General features: G+C 66.0%; 21 protein-coding genes. 17 read left to right on the forward strand and 4 right to left on the reverse strand.

Going from position 1 to position 19,139, the window contains the following annotated elements; all coding sequences use genetic code 11:
• Positions 1-146 precede the first annotated feature (146 nt).
• The 3 genes from E8A74_RS29355 to E8A74_RS29365 are packed head-to-tail and all read left to right on the forward strand — an operon-like array spanning position 147 to position 3,081.
• Positions 147-1,529: an AAA family ATPase gene (locus tag E8A74_RS29355; RefSeq protein WP_136932408.1), complete on the forward strand. Its 1,383-nt coding sequence runs from the start codon at positions 147-149 to the stop codon at positions 1,527-1,529.
• Positions 1,526-2,257, forward strand: coding sequence for a hypothetical protein (locus E8A74_RS29360; RefSeq protein WP_136932409.1), 732 nt, complete (start codon positions 1,526-1,528; stop codon positions 2,255-2,257). Before E8A74_RS29355 ends, E8A74_RS29360 begins: the two co-directional genes overlap by 4 nt.
• Positions 2,258-2,298: 41 nt before the next feature.
• Positions 2,299-3,081, forward strand: coding sequence for a GNAT family N-acetyltransferase (locus E8A74_RS29365; protein ID WP_136932410.1), 783 nt, complete (start codon positions 2,299-2,301; stop codon positions 3,079-3,081).
• 21 nt (positions 3,082-3,102) lie between these two features.
• On the opposite strand, the gene E8A74_RS29370 is transcribed toward E8A74_RS29365, so the two are convergent.
• On the reverse strand, positions 3,103-4,116 hold the full coding sequence (locus E8A74_RS29370; protein WP_136932411.1) for a zinc-dependent alcohol dehydrogenase family protein: 1,014 nt from the start codon (positions 4,114-4,116) through the stop codon (positions 3,103-3,105).
• Positions 4,117-4,472: 356 nt separating this feature from the next.
• On the opposite strand from E8A74_RS29370, the gene E8A74_RS29375 reads away from it, so the two are divergent.
• From E8A74_RS29375 to E8A74_RS29385, 3 genes are all read left to right on the forward strand, one after another.
• Positions 4,473-5,069, forward strand: a complete 597-nt coding sequence (locus E8A74_RS29375; RefSeq protein ID WP_136932412.1) for a hypothetical protein — start codon at positions 4,473-4,475, stop codon at positions 5,067-5,069.
• A 229-nt stretch (positions 5,070-5,298) separates the two neighbouring features.
• A complete protein-coding gene (locus E8A74_RS29380) occupies positions 5,299-5,862 on the forward strand; it encodes a hypothetical protein (protein ID WP_136932413.1) in 564 nt (187 codons plus the stop codon).
• 108 nt (positions 5,863-5,970) lie between these two features.
• Positions 5,971-7,431, forward strand: a complete 1,461-nt coding sequence (locus tag E8A74_RS29385; RefSeq protein WP_136932414.1) for a vWA domain-containing protein — start codon at positions 5,971-5,973, stop codon at positions 7,429-7,431.
• 12 nt (positions 7,432-7,443) lie between these two features.
• Here E8A74_RS29385 and E8A74_RS29390 read toward each other — a convergent pair whose 3' ends face one another.
• Complete coding sequence (locus E8A74_RS29390) at positions 7,444-8,841, reverse strand: aminopeptidase P family protein (RefSeq protein ID WP_136932415.1); 1,398 nt, start codon at positions 8,839-8,841, stop codon at positions 7,444-7,446.
• 61 nt (positions 8,842-8,902) lie between these two features.
• Here E8A74_RS29390 and E8A74_RS29395 point away from each other — a divergent pair, with 61 nt between their 5' ends.
• The 8 genes from E8A74_RS29395 to E8A74_RS29430 all read left to right on the forward strand — a co-directional run bounded on the left by E8A74_RS29395 (position 8,903) and on the right by E8A74_RS29430 (position 14,721).
• Positions 8,903-9,346 carry a hypothetical protein gene (locus E8A74_RS29395; protein ID WP_136932416.1) on the forward strand — a complete coding sequence of 148 codons (444 nt, stop codon included), beginning with the start codon at positions 8,903-8,905 and terminating at the stop codon, positions 9,344-9,346.
• A 26-nt stretch (positions 9,347-9,372) separates the two neighbouring features.
• Positions 9,373-10,014: a hypothetical protein gene (locus E8A74_RS29400; RefSeq protein ID WP_136932417.1), complete on the forward strand. Its 642-nt coding sequence runs from the start codon at positions 9,373-9,375 to the stop codon at positions 10,012-10,014.
• 17 nt (positions 10,015-10,031) lie between these two features.
• Positions 10,032-10,580, forward strand: coding sequence for a hypothetical protein (locus E8A74_RS29405; protein ID WP_136932418.1), 549 nt, complete (start codon positions 10,032-10,034; stop codon positions 10,578-10,580).
• Between the two features lie 21 nt (positions 10,581-10,601).
• The gene (locus tag E8A74_RS29410; RefSeq protein ID WP_136932419.1) at positions 10,602-11,183 is read left to right on the forward strand and encodes a hypothetical protein; all 582 of its coding nucleotides are present in this window, start codon (positions 10,602-10,604) and stop codon (positions 11,181-11,183) included.
• Positions 11,184-11,290: 107 nt separating this feature from the next.
• Positions 11,291-11,773, forward strand: coding sequence for a tellurite resistance TerB family protein (locus E8A74_RS29415; protein ID WP_136932420.1), 483 nt, complete (start codon positions 11,291-11,293; stop codon positions 11,771-11,773).
• Positions 11,774-12,383: 610 nt separating this feature from the next.
• Complete coding sequence (locus tag E8A74_RS29420) at positions 12,384-13,214, forward strand: hypothetical protein (protein WP_136932421.1); 831 nt, start codon at positions 12,384-12,386, stop codon at positions 13,212-13,214.
• Between the two features lie 65 nt (positions 13,215-13,279).
• Entirely contained in the window at positions 13,280-14,059 is a 780-nt protein-coding gene (locus E8A74_RS29425; protein WP_136932422.1) for a hypothetical protein, read from the forward strand.
• A 200-nt stretch (positions 14,060-14,259) separates the two neighbouring features.
• The gene (locus E8A74_RS29430; protein WP_136932423.1) at positions 14,260-14,721 is read left to right on the forward strand and encodes a hypothetical protein; all 462 of its coding nucleotides are present in this window, start codon (positions 14,260-14,262) and stop codon (positions 14,719-14,721) included.
• A gap of 92 nt (positions 14,722-14,813) precedes the next feature.
• Here the strand turns inward: E8A74_RS29430 and E8A74_RS29435 are convergent, their stop codons facing one another.
• A complete protein-coding gene (locus tag E8A74_RS29435; RefSeq protein ID WP_211365470.1) occupies positions 14,814-15,086 on the reverse strand; it encodes a tyrosine-type recombinase/integrase in 273 nt (90 codons plus the stop codon).
• Positions 15,087-15,402: 316 nt separating this feature from the next.
• Between E8A74_RS29435 and E8A74_RS29440 the strand changes: the two genes are divergently transcribed.
• Together E8A74_RS29440 and E8A74_RS29445 are read left to right on the forward strand one after the other, a co-directional pair.
• Positions 15,403-16,455, forward strand: coding sequence for a PDDEXK-like family protein (locus E8A74_RS29440; protein WP_136932425.1), 1,053 nt, complete (start codon positions 15,403-15,405; stop codon positions 16,453-16,455).
• Between the two features lie 196 nt (positions 16,456-16,651).
• Positions 16,652-17,542, forward strand: coding sequence for a GIY-YIG nuclease family protein (locus E8A74_RS29445; RefSeq protein WP_136932426.1), 891 nt, complete (start codon positions 16,652-16,654; stop codon positions 17,540-17,542).
• A 243-nt stretch (positions 17,543-17,785) separates the two neighbouring features.
• Here the strand turns inward: E8A74_RS29445 and E8A74_RS29450 are convergent, their stop codons facing one another.
• Entirely contained in the window at positions 17,786-18,214 is a 429-nt protein-coding gene (locus E8A74_RS29450) for a hypothetical protein (protein ID WP_136932427.1), read from the reverse strand.
• A 226-nt stretch (positions 18,215-18,440) separates the two neighbouring features.
• Between E8A74_RS29450 and E8A74_RS29455 the strand changes: the two genes are divergently transcribed.
• Positions 18,441-18,959, forward strand: coding sequence for a hypothetical protein (locus tag E8A74_RS29455; protein WP_136932428.1), 519 nt, complete (start codon positions 18,441-18,443; stop codon positions 18,957-18,959).
• The last annotated feature ends 180 nt before the right edge of the window (positions 18,960-19,139 follow it).

The following is a 19,139-nucleotide window of genomic DNA, read 5'->3' on the forward strand; positions in this document are numbered from 1 at the left end:
CGGGCCCTTCGGGCCCTCAGACAACAGGACCCACCACCCCCGCGCATGAAGGCCCGCCCCTTCGCCTCGTTTCACGGCGGAACCACCAGAGCGCGGAAGAGGTGGGGGTTGGGGGGGGATGGGGAGTCTGGTAAGAGAGGCGGGTCATGCTGCGTTCGCTGAAGCTCGTGGGCGTCGGGCCGGCTCCTGAGATGGAGATGGAGTTCGGGAGACGGATCAACGTGATGACCGGGGACAACGGGCTCGGGAAGAGTTTTGTCCTGGATGTGATCTGGTGGGCGCTGAGCGGGACGTGGGCGGGGTGGCCAGCTTGGCCGAGGGCGGAAGCTAGGGAGGCGAAGGTAACGATTGGCCTAGATGAGGCAACCGCTGTTGCTATGGGGGCGTGGCAGCCGGAGCATCCAAACCAGCATTCCGACAGAACGGTCAAGGATGGGCGTTTTTTTCAATCGAGTACGTTCGACGTCGGAAGACAAGAATGGGTCCCCTATTCGTTCGAGTTCACACGCGGCCCACTGCCCGTATTGGTGCTCTGCGCGCGCGTGGACGGCACCATTGCACTTTGGGATCCAGCCAGGAATCACCATAAACTACGCCCAGGACTTCGCATGGGCGTCTCACCTGACGAAACATCGACGGATCCTTCGTTCGTGCGTCGACCGCCCGCTTACATTTTTAGCCATGACGAGGTTCTCTACGGCCAGGATCTTCGAGGCAAAAGAATTTGCAACGGGCTTGTCAGTGACTGGGTCAGCTGGCAGCAGAAACCTCCAGCAGCTCCTGGAGGAAAAGCCTTCGCCCACCTACGAAACATTCTAGAGAAACTCTCTCCCAATCCAGAAAAAGGCGAGTTGATTCGCCCGGGCGCCCCCGTTCGATTATTTGTGGATGATGCTCGGGAATTCCCCACGATCAATACAGGATATGGCGACACGGCGATTATTCACGCGTCTTCTGGCATGATCCGCGTGATCAGCCTCGCTTACCTGATCGTCTGGGCGTGGCACGAGCACGTCGAGGCCTGCCGGCTCCTCAAGCAGGAGCCCGTAAAAAACATTGTCTTCCTCATGGACGAGGTGGAGAACCACCTTCACCCCGAGTGGCAACGCCGAATCCTGCCGGCACTGCTCAAGGTGCTGGAAGGACTCGGCGACGGCATGCAAGTCCAGGCGCACATCACGACCCACGCCCCGATGGTACTGGCTTCACTCGAACCACATTTCGACCCGGAAGAAGACAAACTGTTCGTCTTCGACCTCGAACGAGGGAGAGTGAATCTACGTGCCGTCGACTGGGCGCGACAGGGCGACGCCTCTCGGTGGCTAACTTCGCCTGCCCTCAATGTCTCGTTCGCTCGGTCCGTCGAGGCAGAGCGCGCGATCAAGGACGCCAACGCCTTCTTGCGGGGCGAAGAGCCCGAGCACTTCAAAACACGTGAGGAGATAGATCTCGCCCTTAGCGCTACGCTCGCAGACATGGATCCCTTCTGGCCTCGATGGCTCACGATCGGCGAAGGGGATGACGCGTGATCAGGGTGGACCGCACGGAGGAGCCGCCGACGTTCGACGCCGACGTACGCAAGCCCGGGAATGCTTGGTTGCAAGAGAACCCCGATGCAAAAGCAAGGCAGATCCGCGACCGTTGGAGTCCCTATCGGGGACACCTCGCGGAAGGCTTCCGGCATCTCTGCGGGTACTCCGCCATGTTGATCCGCCCTGGAACGGTTGATCATTACCGGAGTCGTGACACGCATCCGACACTCGCGTATGAGTGGGATAACTATCGGTACGCCGCGGCAGAAATGAACCAGCGCAAGGGGACGTGCGACGATCGTATTCTCGATCCATTCGAAATCGAGGATGGCTGGTTCGAGATCTTGCTCCCGTCCCTGGAGCTCGTTCCAGTGGAAGATAGGATTCCGGCGGCACAACAGGAGCGCGCAAGGTTCACGCTCAAGAGGCTGGGCCTCCGAGACCACCCCAACGTGATCGGATCCAGAACCGCCTGGTATGAAAGGTTTACAGCCGGAGCTCTCACGCTCGAAGGATTGTTCGACGTCGCGCCCTTGATCGCACGAGCCGTAGAGAAGCGATTTGCCTACATCAACCCTGCGCACTTCGAGGATGAACAGACGCCTCTTCGTCGATTCCTCGACAGCGAGATCACCTTGAAAGGCTTGCGTAGCCTTGCCCCACGCCTCGCCGACGCCATCGACGCCGCGCTCCGACGCCCGGACGAGCGCACCAGGCGCCGCTGATTTCACCGCCGATCGCCCCTCCTCGCGCTAAGGTTCGCGCCATGCGAACCGCCGAGGAAATCGCCCGCCTCGAAGAAGCCCGCCAGGTGCAAGGCTTCGCCTCCATCGCGCCCGAATCCATCCGCGTCGCCGGCGGGATCGCCTGCTTCGCGGGACCCGGATCCTGGTGCAACGTCGTCGTCGGAATCGGGCTCGCAGGGCCGGTCTCGGCCGAGGAGCTCGATCGAATCGAGGCGTTTTACGCGGGCCGCGGCGTGCCGATCCGGATGGAGCTCTCGCCGTACGTGGATGCGGGGCTGCTCGCGATGCTCACCGCGCGGCGGTTCGTGCTGACGCGCTTCGAGAACCTGCTCGCGCGGGATCTCTCCGCGGACGAGGATTCGCTCGCCGGCGCGGCATTGCCCGAGGGGATCGTGGTGCGGAAGGTCGCGCCGGGCGAGGAGGATCGGTTCGTCGACGTGTCCAGCAGCGGGTTTCGGCCCGAGGGCGAGCCCATGTCGGAGGCCGATCGGCAAGTGAGCCTGGCCATGGTGAAGGAGCCGCGCTCGATCAGCGTGATGGCCTGGGCCGGAGACGAGGCCGTAGGTGCGGGGAGCGCGGAGGTGCGGGGCGAGGTCGCGGCGTTGTTCGGGACGAGTGTCCTGCCAGCGTGGCGGAAACGCGGCATTCAGCAGGCGCTCATCCGCGCGCGGCTCGCGGAGGCGCGGGCGCGCGGGGCGACGGTGGCGACGATCGGATCGATGCCCGGCGAGCCCACCGAGCGCAACGTGCAGCGGGTGGGCTTCCGGGTCGTTTGCACGCGCGTGCACCTCGAACGGGCGTGAGGCGCGCGCCCCCGAGGCGCCTCAGAATCGCAGCACGATCTTCCCGAAATGCCCGCCGCTCTCCATGTAGGTGAGCGCCTCGCGCGCCTCGCCGAAGGAGAACGTCTTGTCGTCGATCGCCGGCCGGAGCCCGCCCGCCTCGATCGCTCGGTTCATCGCCTCGAACATCGCCCGCGAGCCGACCATGATGCCCTGGAGCCGGAGGTGCTTCATCAGGATCGGGAGCACGCTCATCTCCTGCGCTCCGCCTGAAAGCACGCCGATCACGCTCACCGTGCCCGCGATGCGCGTGGCGCGCATCGAACGCGCGAGTGTTCCCGCGCCGCCGACCTCGACCAAGTGGTCGACGCCCACGCCGCCCGTCAGCTCGAGGGCCTTCTTGTCCCAGTCCGGCGTGGTTTTGTAGTTGATCGTCGCCCACGCGCCGAGCGACTTCGCGCGCTCGAGCTTCGCGTCGCTGCTCGACGTCACGATCACGCGCGCGCCGGCGAGGTGGGCGAATTGCAGCGCGAAGATCGACACGCCGCCCGTCCCCTGCACGAGCACCGTATCGCCCGGAGAAACCCTTCCGGCGCAAAAGAGCGCATTGTACGCCGTCACGGCTGCGCAGGGGAGGGTCGCCGCTTCCTCGTCGGAGAGGTGGGCGGGCACCTTCACGACGCCGGATTCGCCGGTCACGAAGAGCTCGGAGAGCACGCCGGGCAGGGGCCCGCCGAGCGTCGTCTTGAGCTTCTCGGCGTCGAGCTCGCCGTCTTGCCACGCTTGCGTGAAGATGGGGCAGACGCGGTCGCCTTTTTTCAGGCGCGTCACGGAGGGGCCCACCTCGATCACCTCGCCCACGCCGTCCGAGAACGGCACGAGCGGGAGGGGCTGGCGGGGGTTGTATTGGCCCCTGATCATCATGAGGTCGCGATAGTTGAGCGATGCCGCGCGCATCCGAATCACGACCTCACCGTGCCCCGGGGTGGGATCGGGCAGCGTGACCTCGGCGAGGGAGCCGAGCCCGAACGAGCCCTGAATGACGATTGCCTTCACGAAAACCTCCTCGACCCGCGCTCGTCCCACGGCCTCCGGGCGGCGTCAACCCCTCGGAACGAAAACGACCGATCGCGGGACCGTCGGACGCCAGATCGGACATTCCGTGGCATATCATTGATGCAACGCTTCCGGCACATGAGACAGATTGCGTCCGCGCACGATCCACAGAGGCCGTCTTGGATGCGGAAGCGGCACACCCGATCCCGGACATCCCATGTTCACGTGGGACATTCTTCGTCGCATCCACCTCCATCGAGGGGCAGCATTCGAATCACGTTCGTGATAAATGTGGAATCGTGACGTCGGCCTCGGGGGGTCGACATTCCGAGACGGAGCCGCACGGGAGGATCCCCATGGAGAAGGTCTCGCTGACGTACTTCGTCGACTTCGTGTTGAGATCCGGGACACCCAAGCTGACCGGCGTCCGCGAATACAAGGAACGCAAGGACGAGCTGAGCACGGATTTTTATCGCCCGATCCGGGAAGGCATCGTGGCCATGCACCGGCGCGGCGAGTGCGAATCCGTCCTCGACACGGTCCTCGCGGCGCAGACCGACGAGAAGCGACGACGTATCTATCCCCACGTCATCGGCGGATACCGGAAGTTCTTGGCCTCGGGCGACAAGCGATGGTTCGAGCCCCCGCGCGGCGCAATGAAGCTCGGCGACCTGGAGATCAACCTGAACCCCGAGGTCGGCTTCGTGATCGACAAGAGGCCCCACCTCGTCAAGCTCTATTTCCGCCAGGAGCCGCTCGCCGCGAAGCGCAGCGCCGTGGCCCTCGCGCTCCTCACGAGCGGGCTCTCACGCTTCTATCCGAATCACGTGATCACGATGCTCGACGTGCCGCGCGCGAAGCTCCACACCGCGAAGGACGTGCCGAATCCACGCCTCGACGTGCTCCTGCGCGGCGAAGCAGCCGCGTTCTCGACGATGTACGAAGCCCTGTGACGCGAAAGGGCGACCCGTAAGGGGTGGTCGCTCCACTTTCCTGGACGCGTCGATTTCCACGCTGGATCGTGTTGACTTGGACGAATCGGCTCCGTTGTTGGGGTCCGCACGGACATTTTTCGTCAGAGGAAATCTGCCATGGCCCGTCGGCGCGGGGGGATCCGTGGTATGGAAGCCTGTGCCGGTAACCCATACGGCAGCTTGGTCTTGAAGATGTGGCGGAGGGATCATGAATAGAATCTCGCTGACGGGATTCGTGGACTTCGTGCTCGAAGCTGGCGCGGGCGGCGACGGGGATCCGCTGAAGGAGCGCAAGGGAGATTCGGCCCCCGATTATTATCATCCGCTTCGCGACGCGATCGTGCAGATGCACCGCGAGGATCTGTTGCCCGCGACGCTCGACGCGGCGATCACGCGCGAGCCGAGCGAGAAGAAGCGCCGCGTGTTCGCGCGCGTCATCGAGGGCTACCGGCGCTTCCTCGCCACGGGGACCATGAAATGGTTCGATCCGCCCCGGACCAGCTATCGCATGGGCGCCCACAACGTCGATGTGGCCCCGGAGCTCGGGCTCGCGATCGACGAGACGCCCCACGTGATCAAGATGTACTTCCGCGGCGAGCCGCTCACGCCCCGCCGCACGAGCGTGATGCTGAGCCTTCTCGCAGGCCGCCTCGGGCGCATTTGCCCCGGGCACGTCTTCGCCGTGCTCGACGTCCGCCACGGCAAGCTGCACGCCGTGAGCACGCCGGAAGAGCGCTTCGGCATCCTGCGCGCCTCGAACGAAGGCCGCTGACGCGGGGCCGGCCGCCCGGCCTGCCGTTCGGTGGATCTTTGCGGGCCGTGGTACGTCTGTAGAGGCCCCGCGCGCGCCCTTCTCCCAGCGCCGGGTCGAGGTCCCCCGATGAAGGTCCAAAGCGTCGCCCTCCTGAGCGCCCTCGGCATGCTGGTGTCGGGTTCGTCCGGCTACCTCCTCGCCCCCGCCACCTCGGGCGCCACGACGCTCGGCGCGGCCCCGGAGGCGCGGGTGGGCGACGTGGCGCCCGCGACGGCGGCCCAGGACGTCGCCGCGACCTTCAGCACGGGCACGACGCTGCGGATGGAGGGCCGGCTCGGGCACGGGCGGCTCGAACAAGGCGGGGCGCGGACGACGTACGTGATGGTCGAGGTCCACGCCGACGGGGCCGAGGACGGGAAGCGCGTCGCCGAGAACCACCTGGCGATCGTGATCGATCGCTCGGGCTCGATGAAAGGCGACAGGCTCCCGCGGGCGCTCGCGGCGGCGAACGCGGCCGTCGATCGCCTCGAAGACGGCGATCGGGTCAGCGTGATCTCGTTCGACACGCGCCCCACGACCGACGTCTCCATGACCACCGTGAACACCTCGACCCGCCAGGTGATCCGGTCCGCGATCCAGAACATCGCCCTCGGCGGCGACACCTGCATCTCGTGCGGGATCCAGGCCGGCGTCGACGAGCTGCGCCGGAGCGAAAGCGCGGCGGATCGAATGATCGTGCTCAGCGACGGCGACGCGACGGCCGGCGTGCGTGACGTCCCGGGCTTCGCGTCCATCGCCCGGTCGGCCCGCGACGCCGGGATCGGCGTGAGCACGATCGGCGTGGGCACGTCCTACAACCAGAAGATCATGGGCGCGATCGCGCTGCATTCGGGCGGGCGCCACCATTTCATCGAGGACGCCGCCTCGCTCGAGCGCGTCTTCCTCGCCGAGGCCGACAAGCTGCGGAGCACCGTCGCCGTCTCCGCCGCCGTGACCGTCGATCTCGCCGAAGGCGTCACGCTGGCGCGCGTCTTCGATCGCTCGTTCAGCCGCAACGGGCAGCGCCTCACGGTCCCGCTCGGCAACTTCTCCGCGGGCGACACGAAGACGTTGCTGCTCGAACTTCAGGTCCCCGCCGACGCGGAAGGGATCACGCCCGTGGCCGACGTGCGCCTCCGGTTCGACGATCGGAAGACGGGCGGGGAAGGCTCGTGCAGCGGCAAGCTCGACGTGCGTATCGGCGCGGACGGGGAGGCGGGATCGGAGCTCGATCCGATCATCGCGACGCGCATCGAGCGGACCCGAACGGCCGACACGCTCGACGCGGTGAACGATCTCCTGGAGCAAGGTCGCACCGAGGAGGCCGAGGCCAAGCTCGCGGCGCAGGAGAAGTCGCTGCGCGAGGTGACCGAGCGGGCGAGGCGCGCGGGGGGAGGGACCAAAGGCGAGGTGCTCGCCCAGGATCTGGAGGAGCAGACGAGCACGATCGCGGGCGCGAAGAAGGACGTCGCGGCGAAGCCGAAGGGGATCGACAAGGCCCGCGCGCAGCGGAAGTACGTGGAAGCGGCGAACCCCTACCGCGACTGAGAGCGCTCGGGCTCAACCGCGCATCGCAGCTTCGACCTCGGACGCGTCCTTCGGGACGAGCGCGGTGAGCACCTCGGGATCCCCGTTCGTGCACAGAACATCGTCCTCGATGCGGATGCCGCGCACGTCGGCGTACCGCGCGAGCACGTCGCGGCGCAGATCGTCGCCGACCGCGCCGACGTACCGCGCGTCGCCGAGGATCGCCGGGACCTGGTAAAACCCGGGCTCGATCGTCACGGCCATGCCGGGCGCGAGGTCCCGATCGAGCCGCAGGTAGCAGTCGCCGAACGCCTTCGAGCGCACGCGGCCCGGCGCGTACCCCGCGCGATCGCCGAGGTCTTCCATGTCGTGCACGTCGAGCCCGAGCAGGTGGCCGATGCCGTGCGGGAAGAAGATCGCGGCCGCGCCGCGCTCGAGCAGGCCGCTCGGATCGCCGCGGAAGATCCCGAGGTGGCAGAGGCCTTCGACGACGACGCGCTTGGCCGTCTCGTGCACCTCGCGGTACCGGACGCCGGGCCGAACCTTGGCCACGGCGGCGCGCTGGGCCGCGAGCACGACGTCGTAGATCGCGCGCTGCGTGGGGGAAAACGTGCCCGAGACGGGCCAGGTCCGCGTGATGTCGCCGGCGAACCCCTCGGGCGTCTCGCCGCCCACGTCGGCGAGCAAGAGGTCGCCCGCGGCGAGCGCGCCGTGGTGATGCTCGTTGTGCAGCACCTCCCCGTGGACCGTGACGATCGGACCATAAGCGTCCTCGAAGCCCTCGCGCCGCAGCGAGCCGATCATCACGCCTGCGACCTCCGCCTCCGTGCCGCCTGGGCGCGTCGCGCGCATCCCCGCGAGGTGCGCCCGCGCGCTCGCCTGGCCCGCGGCGCGGAGCTGCATGATCGCGGCCTCGTCGTGGCGCAGGCGCAGCTCGATCATCGCCTCGGCGAGCGCTTCGTCGGGGCTGCCCGCGTCGAGTTTGTCCCCGCCCGAGGCCGTGATCACGCGACCGAGCCGGGCCGAGAGCCACGCGGCGCTGCGCGCGTCCTCGGTCGGCAACGTCGCCACGGGCGCGCCGAGATCCCGCAGCACCGCATCCAGGTCGGCGAGCGCGCGGACCTCGTCGACGGCGAGCGCCCTGCGCATCTCCTCGAACGACGGGCGTGGCCCGTGCCAGAGCGCATCGCCTTCGGCTTCCGGCTCCGCGAACAGGATCTGCCGGTCCCGCGTGACGAGCAGGGCCGCGCCCGCGATGTGCTCGCCGACGAGGTACAGGAAGTGGCTCTTGGCGCGGAACGGGTAGGTGTTCGCGCGGTACTGGCGCGCGGGGGGCAGGCCGGCCGCGAGCAGCGCCGGGTTCGGCGAGCGCTCGGCGAGGGCGCGGCGACGGGCGACGAAGACGGAGGACGGGGTGCGCGGGGAGAGCATGGATCCGAGTATAGCCTCGCCTTGAAGCGGCCAGGGAAAACGGCTAGACACGCGCCGTCCCATGAAAATCCTGGCTTCCCTGACCCTCACGCTTATCGCGTCGACCCTCGCCCTCGGCTGCGCGTCGACGCAGCCCCCGACCGACGGAGCGGCCCCCACCACCACGGTCCCCACCGCCACGGTCCCCCCGGAGCCGGCGCCCACGGCCGAGCCCGCGCCGACGGACAAACCGACGGGCACGGAGGCGCCTCCGCCCGAGGAGAGGCCCGCGGGCCGGCTCGCGTTCCAGGCGTGCTCGGAGGAGTCGCGCAAGCAAGCGGGGTGTACCAAGGAGCTGCGGCCCGTCTGCGGCGAGATGGACAACGGCATCCGCTGCATCAAGGCGCCCTGCCCCTCGACCACGCCGCGCACGTTCTCGAACGCGTGCGTCGCGTGCGTCGAGCCGAAGGTGACCGGCTACTGGCCCATGTCCTGCGAGGACATGAACAAGCCCACGGCGCCCTGAACCCAGGCAGAAGCGGAGGGGTCATCATGCGTGAAACACGGGGACTCGGTTCCTTCCGAAGGGTTCTCTCGGCGGCGCTCGCCGGGCTCGGCGTGACGCTCGCCTCGCTTGGCGGGGGCTGCCAGAGCGAAACGGCGTCGTATTGCGAGACGCGCTGCGATTGTCAGGGATGCAGCCAGCGCGAGACCGAAGATTGCACCGACGACGTGGAGGACGCCGAACGCCTCGCGGAGCACGATGGCTGCGCGAGCGAGTATTCGGTGTACCTCACGTGTTACGTCGACGAAGGGAGCTGCGAGAACGGCGCCTTCATCACGTCGAGCTGCGCGGCCGCGGCCGACGCGCTCCGGGCTTGTTCGCAGCGCTCGTCGACGTTCATCAAGACACCCTGCCAGGAAGAGCGCGCGAAGCGCGAGTCCTGCGGGCTCAGCGGCGGTGGCTCCTCGACGTGCGCGGGCGGGGACGAGTGCGCGGCGTATTGCGGGCTCTCGGCGAGCTGCGACGATCTCTCGAACCCGCAGCCGAATTCACCTTACGTCAATTGCGTGGTCGCCTGCTCGGAATCGGGATCAAGCTCGGGCGTCGGCGGCGCGGGCGCGGGCGTCGGTGGCTCGGGCGTCGGCGGCTCGGGCATCGGCGGCTCGGGCGACGGCGGCGGAAGTCCGTGAAGGGGAGGAGAAAACCGATGGAAACGAAGAATCGGCAGGGGGTTCGCGGTCGTCCCTCCCCGCTCGCGAGGCTCGGCGCGTGGCTCGCCCTCGGCGTGGGGTTTGCGTCGTTCGCCGGATCGGCGGGCGGTTGCAGCCCCGGGGCCTCGGAGATCTGCGAGCTCAAGTGCGCGTGCCAGGGTTGCACCGAGGCGGAGCGCGACGATTGCATCGCCGACATCGAGAGCACGGTGACGCTGGCCGAGAGCAAGGGCTGCACGTCGCAATACGACGCGTGGCTCGTCTGCGTCGAGAGCGAGGCCGAGTGCCGGGAGGGGGACACGTTCGCCTTCGACGGCTGCGACATCGAAGAGGACGCGCTCGCGGAGTGCGGCGGCGGCAACCAGTGCAGCGCGGCGGCCCGGAAGCTCTGCAACGAATGCAACTTCGTCTGCTCGGACCCGGACCCGGACAAATGCACGGGTCGATATGCGTGTGAATCGGCGTGCATCGTGAATGCGACGTGCGCGGAGATCGCGAGCCCCACGCCGGGCGGCACGTTCGACACCTGCATGCAGGGGTGCTGAAGCCCGAGAATACGATTCGCCATGGCGTTGCTTTCCTTGTCCGCCCGCTTCGCCTGCATCGCCCTCTCGACCGCGTTGGTTTCCCTCGGCTGCGGCGGCAAGGTCGTCATCGACCGCGAGCCGTCGGCCGAGGAGCCGCCCGATCTCACGCCGCCCCCGTGCGGGCGTGACCCGCTCACCGCGCCCCCGCCCGACGACGCCATCGGGCGCCTCCGGTATGGGTTCGCCTCCCAGTGGCGGGGCATGGCGACGACCCCGCCCGGCTGGGTTCCGTACGACGAGTATCCCGTCGAAATCGCGTTCGACGCGCTCGGCCGATACGAGGCCAAGTGCCTGTTCGACGAATGCGTGGCCTTCTATTACGGGACGCCCTCGCCCGTCCCCGACCAGACCTACGAGATCGCCGGCGTCCTCGACGACGGCACGGGTGTCGGCAAGATCCGCATTTCCTTCGCGAGCACGTCGGGCAGCGTCGAGACGGGTGGCCTCGCGGAGATCCGCATGAGCGAGGAGCTCGAGCACCTCACGTTCGCCTTTCTCCCGTCGTGGAGCGGGAAAAAGATAGAGCCCGTCCGGTACGACCTGCGCTGCGTGTCGGAGTAAAAGGGCGCGCAGGCGCGCGCGTGTTGACATCCTCGGCGACACTTGGGAAAAGGAACCAGCCTGGCGGCCTGAACGAGACGGCCGCCGAGGCACCGAGGTGTGAATTCATGACTACCAATCGAGAGCGCGGGCTTTTGTGGGCGTTCAAGGACAAGGCCGGCTTCGGCGCGATTCCATCGGACGACACCTTTGTATGTTATATGAAGGCGGTTCTCATCTGTGCCAATGGTGACGGCACGTTGGCGCCCGAGGAGAGGGACTGGGTCATCGGTCACTTTGCTGCGTTTGGCGCACCGGAAGGCTTGCTGGACGCGATGAAGTCCTACAAGGCGGACGAGGACATCGAGCAGGTCATCTCGGGGACGCCGGAGGCGAATGCTTGCCGGCGTTTTCTCGTGTACGATGCGATTCGAGCTTGCAGCGCCGATGGCGAGTTCGGCGAACGGGAGCGGGCCATGGTGATCCGCATGGCGACGAAGCTCGGGCTCACGGAAGAGCTGGTCCGAGAGGTGGAAGCGCACTGGCGCGAAGAAATGCGATTGCGGGAGAAACGGCTGACGCTGGTCTATCCCGAGGGGCCGCCCCTCTAAAGCGCCGAGAAAGCGCCGAGAAAGCGCCGACCCCATCCACGCGGTCCCCCCTACCGCGCCCGCGCCCCCGCTCACCACCCCCCGCTCGACAGGACAACGGAGGACGGTCCTTGGTAAGCTCTCCACATGGACCACCTCCTCCTGGGCTGGCCTTATGTGGGATTAGGCATCGCGCCGCTGCTGGTCGTGTGGCTCGTCCTTGAGCGACGGCCGGGCGCGCCGCTTGAGCGCACCACCCGGGGCGGGATCGCGTCCGAGCGAGCCCCCGCTCAAGCGCCAGGGCGCATGCGTGCAGCCCATGAAATCCATTGGATAGGGCGCCCTCGAAAGCTTCCGCCGCATCGTGATTCGGTACGAGCGCGTCCAGGAGGGGATCCCAGGCGCGTCGTGAGCCCCCTCGCTCGTTTTCCCTTGTCGCCCGGCCGTTCAACGTGCGATTCGTTCCTCCATGCCATCAATGACGAGACGCCGGTGGGCAATGCTGTGCGTGCGGATGATGGGCTTTGGTGGGGCAGGGATGACGGGCGCGTGCGGGTCGAGCGAGCCAAGCGAATCAGGATGTCCCGCTCCGGGCACTGAGCCACCGGTTGAGCAACCGAGCGATTGCGCGATGCCCGTTGAAGAGCCGTGCAAGCGTTACTATCTCCCGCTTCTGGGAAATCCCAGCGACGACATCGAGCTGCAACGGAAGTACAAGACCGCGTTTGGCTCGGCCTGCTACGTAGCCGCGGACGCGAACGCCACCTTCAACTGCTTCTACGAGGAGAAGCAGTTGAAGGAGAAGAAGAACGGGGAGGATGGGAAAGCGTGCGCCGATGCCAAGAGGATCGCGGAGATCTTCGGAGCCGCGCCCTACAGCAAAAACTACAAGTGCGTGAAAGACTCCGGCACGGATGACTACTCGCTGCAAGTCGGTCCGGATCCCGCGATCAAGATCTACATCAAACTCGGGGACGCGCCCCTGGAGACCTCGCTCATCGAGATCAACGGCATGCCGGCGGAGGTCAACGGTCCGTACCAGAACTTGGTCGAGCCGTCGAATGTCGGACCTGGGAAAGACTTCCACTGCGAGAAAATCGACAACATCGAGCAGCGGGTGCGGATCCTCCAGGTCAACCGCAAGGCGCATGGCGGCAAGATTCACTCCGATCTCGCGGGTTTCACGTACCCTTGTGGTGTGGATGAGAACTGCAAGCCAAAGATCTGCACCGAACCGGACATTCTCAAAAATCCGGAGAGCACGCCTAATCAATATGACCCAGAGCGCGCCGAGGTGCACCACGTGGTGCGCAGGAAGGACAAGCGCCTATGCCCGTGGGGCACGAACTCGAACAAGAACGCGGCGGTCATCTCGGGCAAGCTCAACAGGCATCTAACGAACAACGACCCGTCGTCGGACGAGGTGAAGCGGATCAACCAGGTGCCGGCGTACACGCCATGACGCCGCAGGCGCATTGATTTTCCCAGCGCCTTGACGCGGAGACCGACGTGGCGTAGGCGACGCAGATGGTCGCGCGTACCAGTCGTTTCGGACGCCTCGTTTTCAACCGCGATGCCATCGTGCGCGCCGCTCTGCGCGCCTATGTCGAAGTCAGCCTTGCGCATGTGGACCCGCTAGAGCGCCATAGCTTTACCGCCTGCGCCTTCCCGGGCTGGACGGGCGACCTTCAGCGGGGCGCCTTCTACAACGGCAACGGATGCGGAGATTACGAGGTCGTGGCGTGGACCGAAGCGGGCGTCGTCGGCCTCGCGTACGAGCTAGGGGCCGGTCCGATCGAGCAGTTCGACCTCCCGATCGACGCAGTGACGGGTGGCCCGGACGATGTGCGCGGGGCCGTGCCGGACCTTCCCGAGGAGCTGGAGCCCGTATTCGTGAGGGCCGTCGGCATGCTCCGAGTGGGACCCGAGCATGGGCAGAGGGATGCGGGCGTAGGCTTCTGGCTTTACGGCGATCGTGTCGCAGGCACGATGTTCGACGATCCGACGGCTTGCGGCGCCAACCGGCTGGCCGCGTGGGGCTTGCTCCGAGGCGATCGCCTGCCGCTGGCGTGTAGTGACGGAGTCAAGTTCCGGGCGGACGAACCGAGCGCCGCCCCCATCCACGCGATCATAGACGCCGTGACCGCCCGCGCCCTCGCTGGCCCCACGGAGCTGACGATGGCCGAGCTTGCGACGCTCCTTCCCAAACCGCCCGACCCGGAGCGACTCCTTTGCGCTCAACAGCGACTTCAGAAGGTGGGAATCACCTGGCCCGGCTCGCCCGAGATCCCCGAGGAGCCGACATAACGGCCAACCCTTGGTGGAGGCGACTCGTCTCTCCGAGCCCAAGGGCGGGGAACTCGCCGGCGTCGAGCCGAGGGGCTTCTGCTGTCAGGGGGCGGCTACGGATGAGCGCTCGGGGGCGGAGACTTGGCTTTGGGTTTCGCCCGGCTGGTGATTGCATCGTAACACCTCGCCACCGCCCGTCCTGACGCCCCGTGGCCCGCGTGCCCAGGCTCCTCGCCGGAAGGAGCCTCAACATGCGTACAGAACAACAAGCGGCAGCAATTCGTGCAGAGGTCTCGCGCACCGAGGGCCGACGCGGCCGCGGCAAGGCATACCCCCTTTCGCTTCGCCGGAAGGCGGCTTCGTATTACAGCGCGAGACGCGAGCAGGGCGCATCGCAGCGGGATATCGGTCTCGAACTCGGTATCTGTTTTCAAACATTGCAGCGCTGGGCGGCGCAGCTCGACATGACGCCGCTCGGGTGCGGCCCGGAGCCCAGCTTCGAGCGCGTCGAGGTCATTGCTCTGCCCGCATCTGCGCCTCAACGCGGCCTGCTCGTCGTCCGAGGGCCGGCTGGGCTCTTGATCGAGGGGCTCGACCTGGATTCCATCGGGGACCTTCGCGTTCCGCGAGCGGGCGCGGGACGCGGTGTGTTCGCGGAGGGTTCTGGAATCCTGTTGTAGAGCTGGCCGAGTTGTGAGATCCGTACCTTGTGGGCCTGGATGGTGGCGGGAGGTTCCGGTCAGCGAGCCACGTTCGTGGGGGTTTTCGCCCCTCACCGATCAAGTGGGCTCGCGACGCCCAGAGGGCCGCGATCGACGATGTGCGTGTAGATCATGGTGGTTCGCAGGTCGCTGTGCCCGAGCAGAGTCTGAATGGTGCGAATGTCCGTTCCAGCTTCCAGCAAGTGCGTGGCGAAGCTATGGCGCAGGGTGTGGCAGGTAGCGCGCTTATCGATCTTCGCGAGGCAAGCCGCGCGCTGGATGGCCTTCTGCACGCCGGTCTCGTGCATGTGATGGAGCACCGGACGACCCGTCGCGGGGTTCATGCACCGTCTCGACGCTGGAAACAGGTATTGCCAAGCGAGGCTCGTGGCAGCGCCGGGTATCTTGGCGCGGAGCGCGTGCGGCAAGTCGACCTCTCCGCGACCCTTCGCGAGCTCCACGCGGTGACGGTCGTGGTACGCTGGCGCTGCCGAATCCCCGAAAGAGGTAGGTTATGCGGCCGCTGCGTATCGTGCTGGGTTGCGTGGTTACGCCGCAGCGGGCGAGCCACCGCGGAGGGGTGGTTATGCGGCGGCGGGCTAATTACACTGTTTGGCCCACAAGACAGCGGGAAGCTCGACTGTCATTTACGAGGCATTCGTGAACTTTGAATCGCTGTGCGCCCTGGAGTACATGGCAGTTGCCGACAGAGAGAACGTGCAAACTGGATTGCTCGCGTGGCTCCTCGGCGTCCATTCGCCGCTATCTGCACCGGTGCGAGCAGAGATCCTTGGTCGGCTGACGGGCCACAACCTTCCCCCTGTCATTTCAACTACTGCCACAACCGAAGATGGGAATATCGATCTTGTCGTGACCTGCCACCACGAGGACGGTTCCCGCGGGTGTGTAGCCATCGAAAACAAGCTCAAGAGCGAGGAGTCCCCGGGGCAGTTGAGTTCATACGATCTTCGTCTGGCCACCCGCCACGTTCATGCGAAAATATTCTTGTCTCTTCTTGGTGAACGTCCACATGGCGGCACAGGCTGGATTTCAGCCAGCTACGCGGATTTGGCGGAGGCACTCGACGCGGTTTCCCAGGAGAAATCAGCCTGCGACCCCTATCTTTGGGATGCCCGTGAGATGCTTCATAGGCTGATCAAGGCTGTCTCGCTGGTCACTACCGACCCCGAGTACGCGCGCCATGTTTTTCCGAACTCCCCAAAGCAGCCCAGTCCTCCGGAGGCTTCTTTCCGCAAGTACGTCGGAACTCTCCGTCTCCGTCGCGTGCTGCAACGTGCGTGGTGTGCACATCTTGGGCGTAGTCTTGGAAGTCTTGCCCCAGGCTGGTCGACCAAGACCGGAACAGGTGCTCGGTCAGCTGCTGCGCATCTTCACGTCGCTCGCGTTGTCGGGAGTGGCACTGACACATTCCGAGTCGGGTTGGCGGTTGAGAATCTCGCGCTCAAGGCATTCTGCCATCCTTCACCGTATCCCAAACAGGTGAGCGCCAGTCAGAAGGAGGGGGTTGCTGCCCGGCTTGTGCAAATTCACGAGGTTCTCCACCTCGACGCCAAGGTAACGCCCAGCGCCTCAAGGAAGCGCGGATTCCGAAGCTACACCCTGGTCGACAAGTCCACGGAGCTTCCGGACATCAATATGTGGACTGCTCTACTTGACGACTATTATCGGCAGATGGAGTCGGCATCATGGTGATGGACCGTCCCTCAGCCCCTCTCACACCAGACGCGAAGAAGGGGCCTAACATGCGCTTGCAGCCGACGGGCTGCTTGCTGCGGGCGTCGCTGCGCTCCGCCCTTGCTGCGCGGATGCCCGCGGCTGAAGCGCGCGTTGGACCGACGGGACGATTCGCTCTGGTCAGACCCCAACGTCTTGCATAGGATGCCTAACTATGCCTGGTCGATCGATTCGCCTCTTTCTCGTTGATGGGACACCACAGGGTCTTCGAACGGCAGAGGTTGGTAACTGGACCGGTCTCGCGCTTATCTGCCCTCGGACCGACCTTCCCAGGCTTGGTGATCGGAAGGCGAGCCACCGGACCGGCATCTACTTCCTGCTCGGTGTTTCTGACAGCGCGCCGTCCGGCCATGCTGTGTACGTTGGCGAGGCCGACGAGGTATGGGTGCGGCTGAGCCAACATGACAACAAGCAAGATTTCTGGACTTGGGCCATTATTTTCGTATCGAAAGACGAGAACCTAACCAAAGCTCACGTTCGCTGGCTTGAGGCTAAGATGGTACGAGAGTTACGGAGCGCCCGCGCCGCTGAACTCAAAAACACCAACGATCCCCCATTTGGTAGCCTTCCCGAAGCCGATCTCTCCGATATGGAAGTCTACCTCGATTATGTGCGCCTACTACTACCGACGCTAGGCGCAGATATCCTAGCCACAACGGACTCAACCCCGACAAGGCCGGTCGACGGCCAGCCGACCAGCCTATTACTCGAGCTTTTCTGGGAGAATGCTGGGGCGGAGTGTGCCGTCGTGGAAGGGAAGTTCGTCGTACGAAAGGGTTCGACAGCACGAACCACAGAAGTCGACTCGCTTAATAAGGGCTACCGAGACTTACGGCGACGTCTGAAGGACAGCGGCGTTCTCGCCCCCGTACCGAATGACGCCACGCTGCTGACGTTTACACAAGATTTTGCATTCGACTCTCCTTCGGCAGCGGCAGCCGCTGTTACTGGGACCGGATTGAACGGCCGTGCGCACTGGAAGGTCAAGCCGTCTGGGCAGACCTACCGCGAGTGGGAGGAGGCGCAGCTTGCCTCCTCCACCTGATGCACGCCTGCCAGAACCAAATGCAGGCCAACACGCGCCTGCTGCCGACCGCGCTGTGACGACGACCGGACCGAACTCGTGGTCACGTTTTCCGCGGATTTGGGTGATCGTCTACACCCCCACATCCGCACGCGCAGAACTGCCCCTTCGCGTTCTCGGCATCGGCCCAAGCGGTCACGGATCCGCGCACCAGCATCGCCCGAACCCGCACCGTTCCCTCCAGAACCACCACGGCGCCCGAGGTCAACGACTTACACGAACGTCCGCGCGAACGAAGACCGCTGGCGACACCGAATCCTTCACGCAGCGCGCGGCCTTGACGATGTTCCCGAGGAGCGCTGCCCTCCCCTTGGGGAAGGGGTTCGCCGGGAAGCAGCCATCGTAACGAGCAAGAGCCCCTCCCTCTCCGTGCCCTCGCCCTCGGCAACCGAGCCCGAGCCTCCTCCCCATCGTGTCCGCGCGGTTCCCCATCGCGTCCTCCCCCTCGGCAACCGCCTCCGCGCGGATCCCGACCGCCTCCTCACCCTTGGCAACGTTGTCCGAGCGATTCCCCATCGCCTCCACCCCCTCGGCAACCGCCTCCACCCCCTCGGCAACCGCGTCCTCACCCTTGGCAACGCTGTCCGAGCGATCCCCATCGGGTGCTCTCGCCCTCGACAACCGCGTCCTCACCCTTGCCAACCGCGTCCTCACCCTTGCCAACCGCGTCCGCACGATTCCCACCGGCGTCCTGGACCTCCGGTGCCGCGTCCGCGCATTCCCCCCACCACGACCTCGCCCTCCACGCGGCCGTCGACGGAGCCAAGCTTTCGCCGATGACAGCGTCCAACCTCTGCTTCGCTTGCGGCACCCCACAACGCTCGCTCCTTGCCATGAAGGTGCGAGCATGGAGGTTTTCATGAACGACACGATCGCTCCCTATATGGGCCCCAGCATCTTCGACGTTTCGAATGTTCGCCCGAAGCTCGTGGACCTTGCCAATGGCAAGTTCGCGGGCGCGCAGCGCGAGAAGGATGGTTTTCCGGAGGTCTTCGACGAACTATCGAAGGCCATCCCGCAGTACGGCGAAACCCTCGGCATTCACCCCAGCATGTGGGAGAGGGTCGTCGACAAGACCGCCACGCTCGACGAGATCCGAGCGCTCAAAAAGGATGTCCTCAAGCTCGCCGAGGTCCTCCAGGAGAGCGAGATCTACTACGAGGACGCGCGCGAGGCCGACATCAGCCGTATCGGCGGATTCGTCGACGCCACCGTCCTGCACGGCGACCCGTCCGTGCTGGCGGCCTTCCAAAAGACCCTGGAATACCGCTCCCGGTACGCGAAGAAGGCCGCCGACCAGCGCCGCAAGAACAAGCGAGCGCGCACCGAAACCACTCCCGCGCCCGCCACGGAATCCAAGGCGCCGCCCCACACCTGAGCGCTCCCCCGCCTGCTGACGCCTTCCCGCTCCCGCTTCCGCTCCCCTCCCCGCCTCCTCGCCCGTTCGCCCGATCCAACCCGCCCGTTTGTCAAGCGCTCCCTGGTGACGATTCCGTGACACGTCCTCCTCGTCACGACGCACGGCGGCACGGCCCCTGGCTGCCCCCGGGAACCCCGC

The sequence above is a fragment of the Polyangium fumosum genome (genome assembly GCF_005144585.1).
Taxonomy (GTDB): domain Bacteria; phylum Myxococcota_A; class Polyangia; order Polyangiales; family Polyangiaceae; genus Polyangium; species Polyangium fumosum.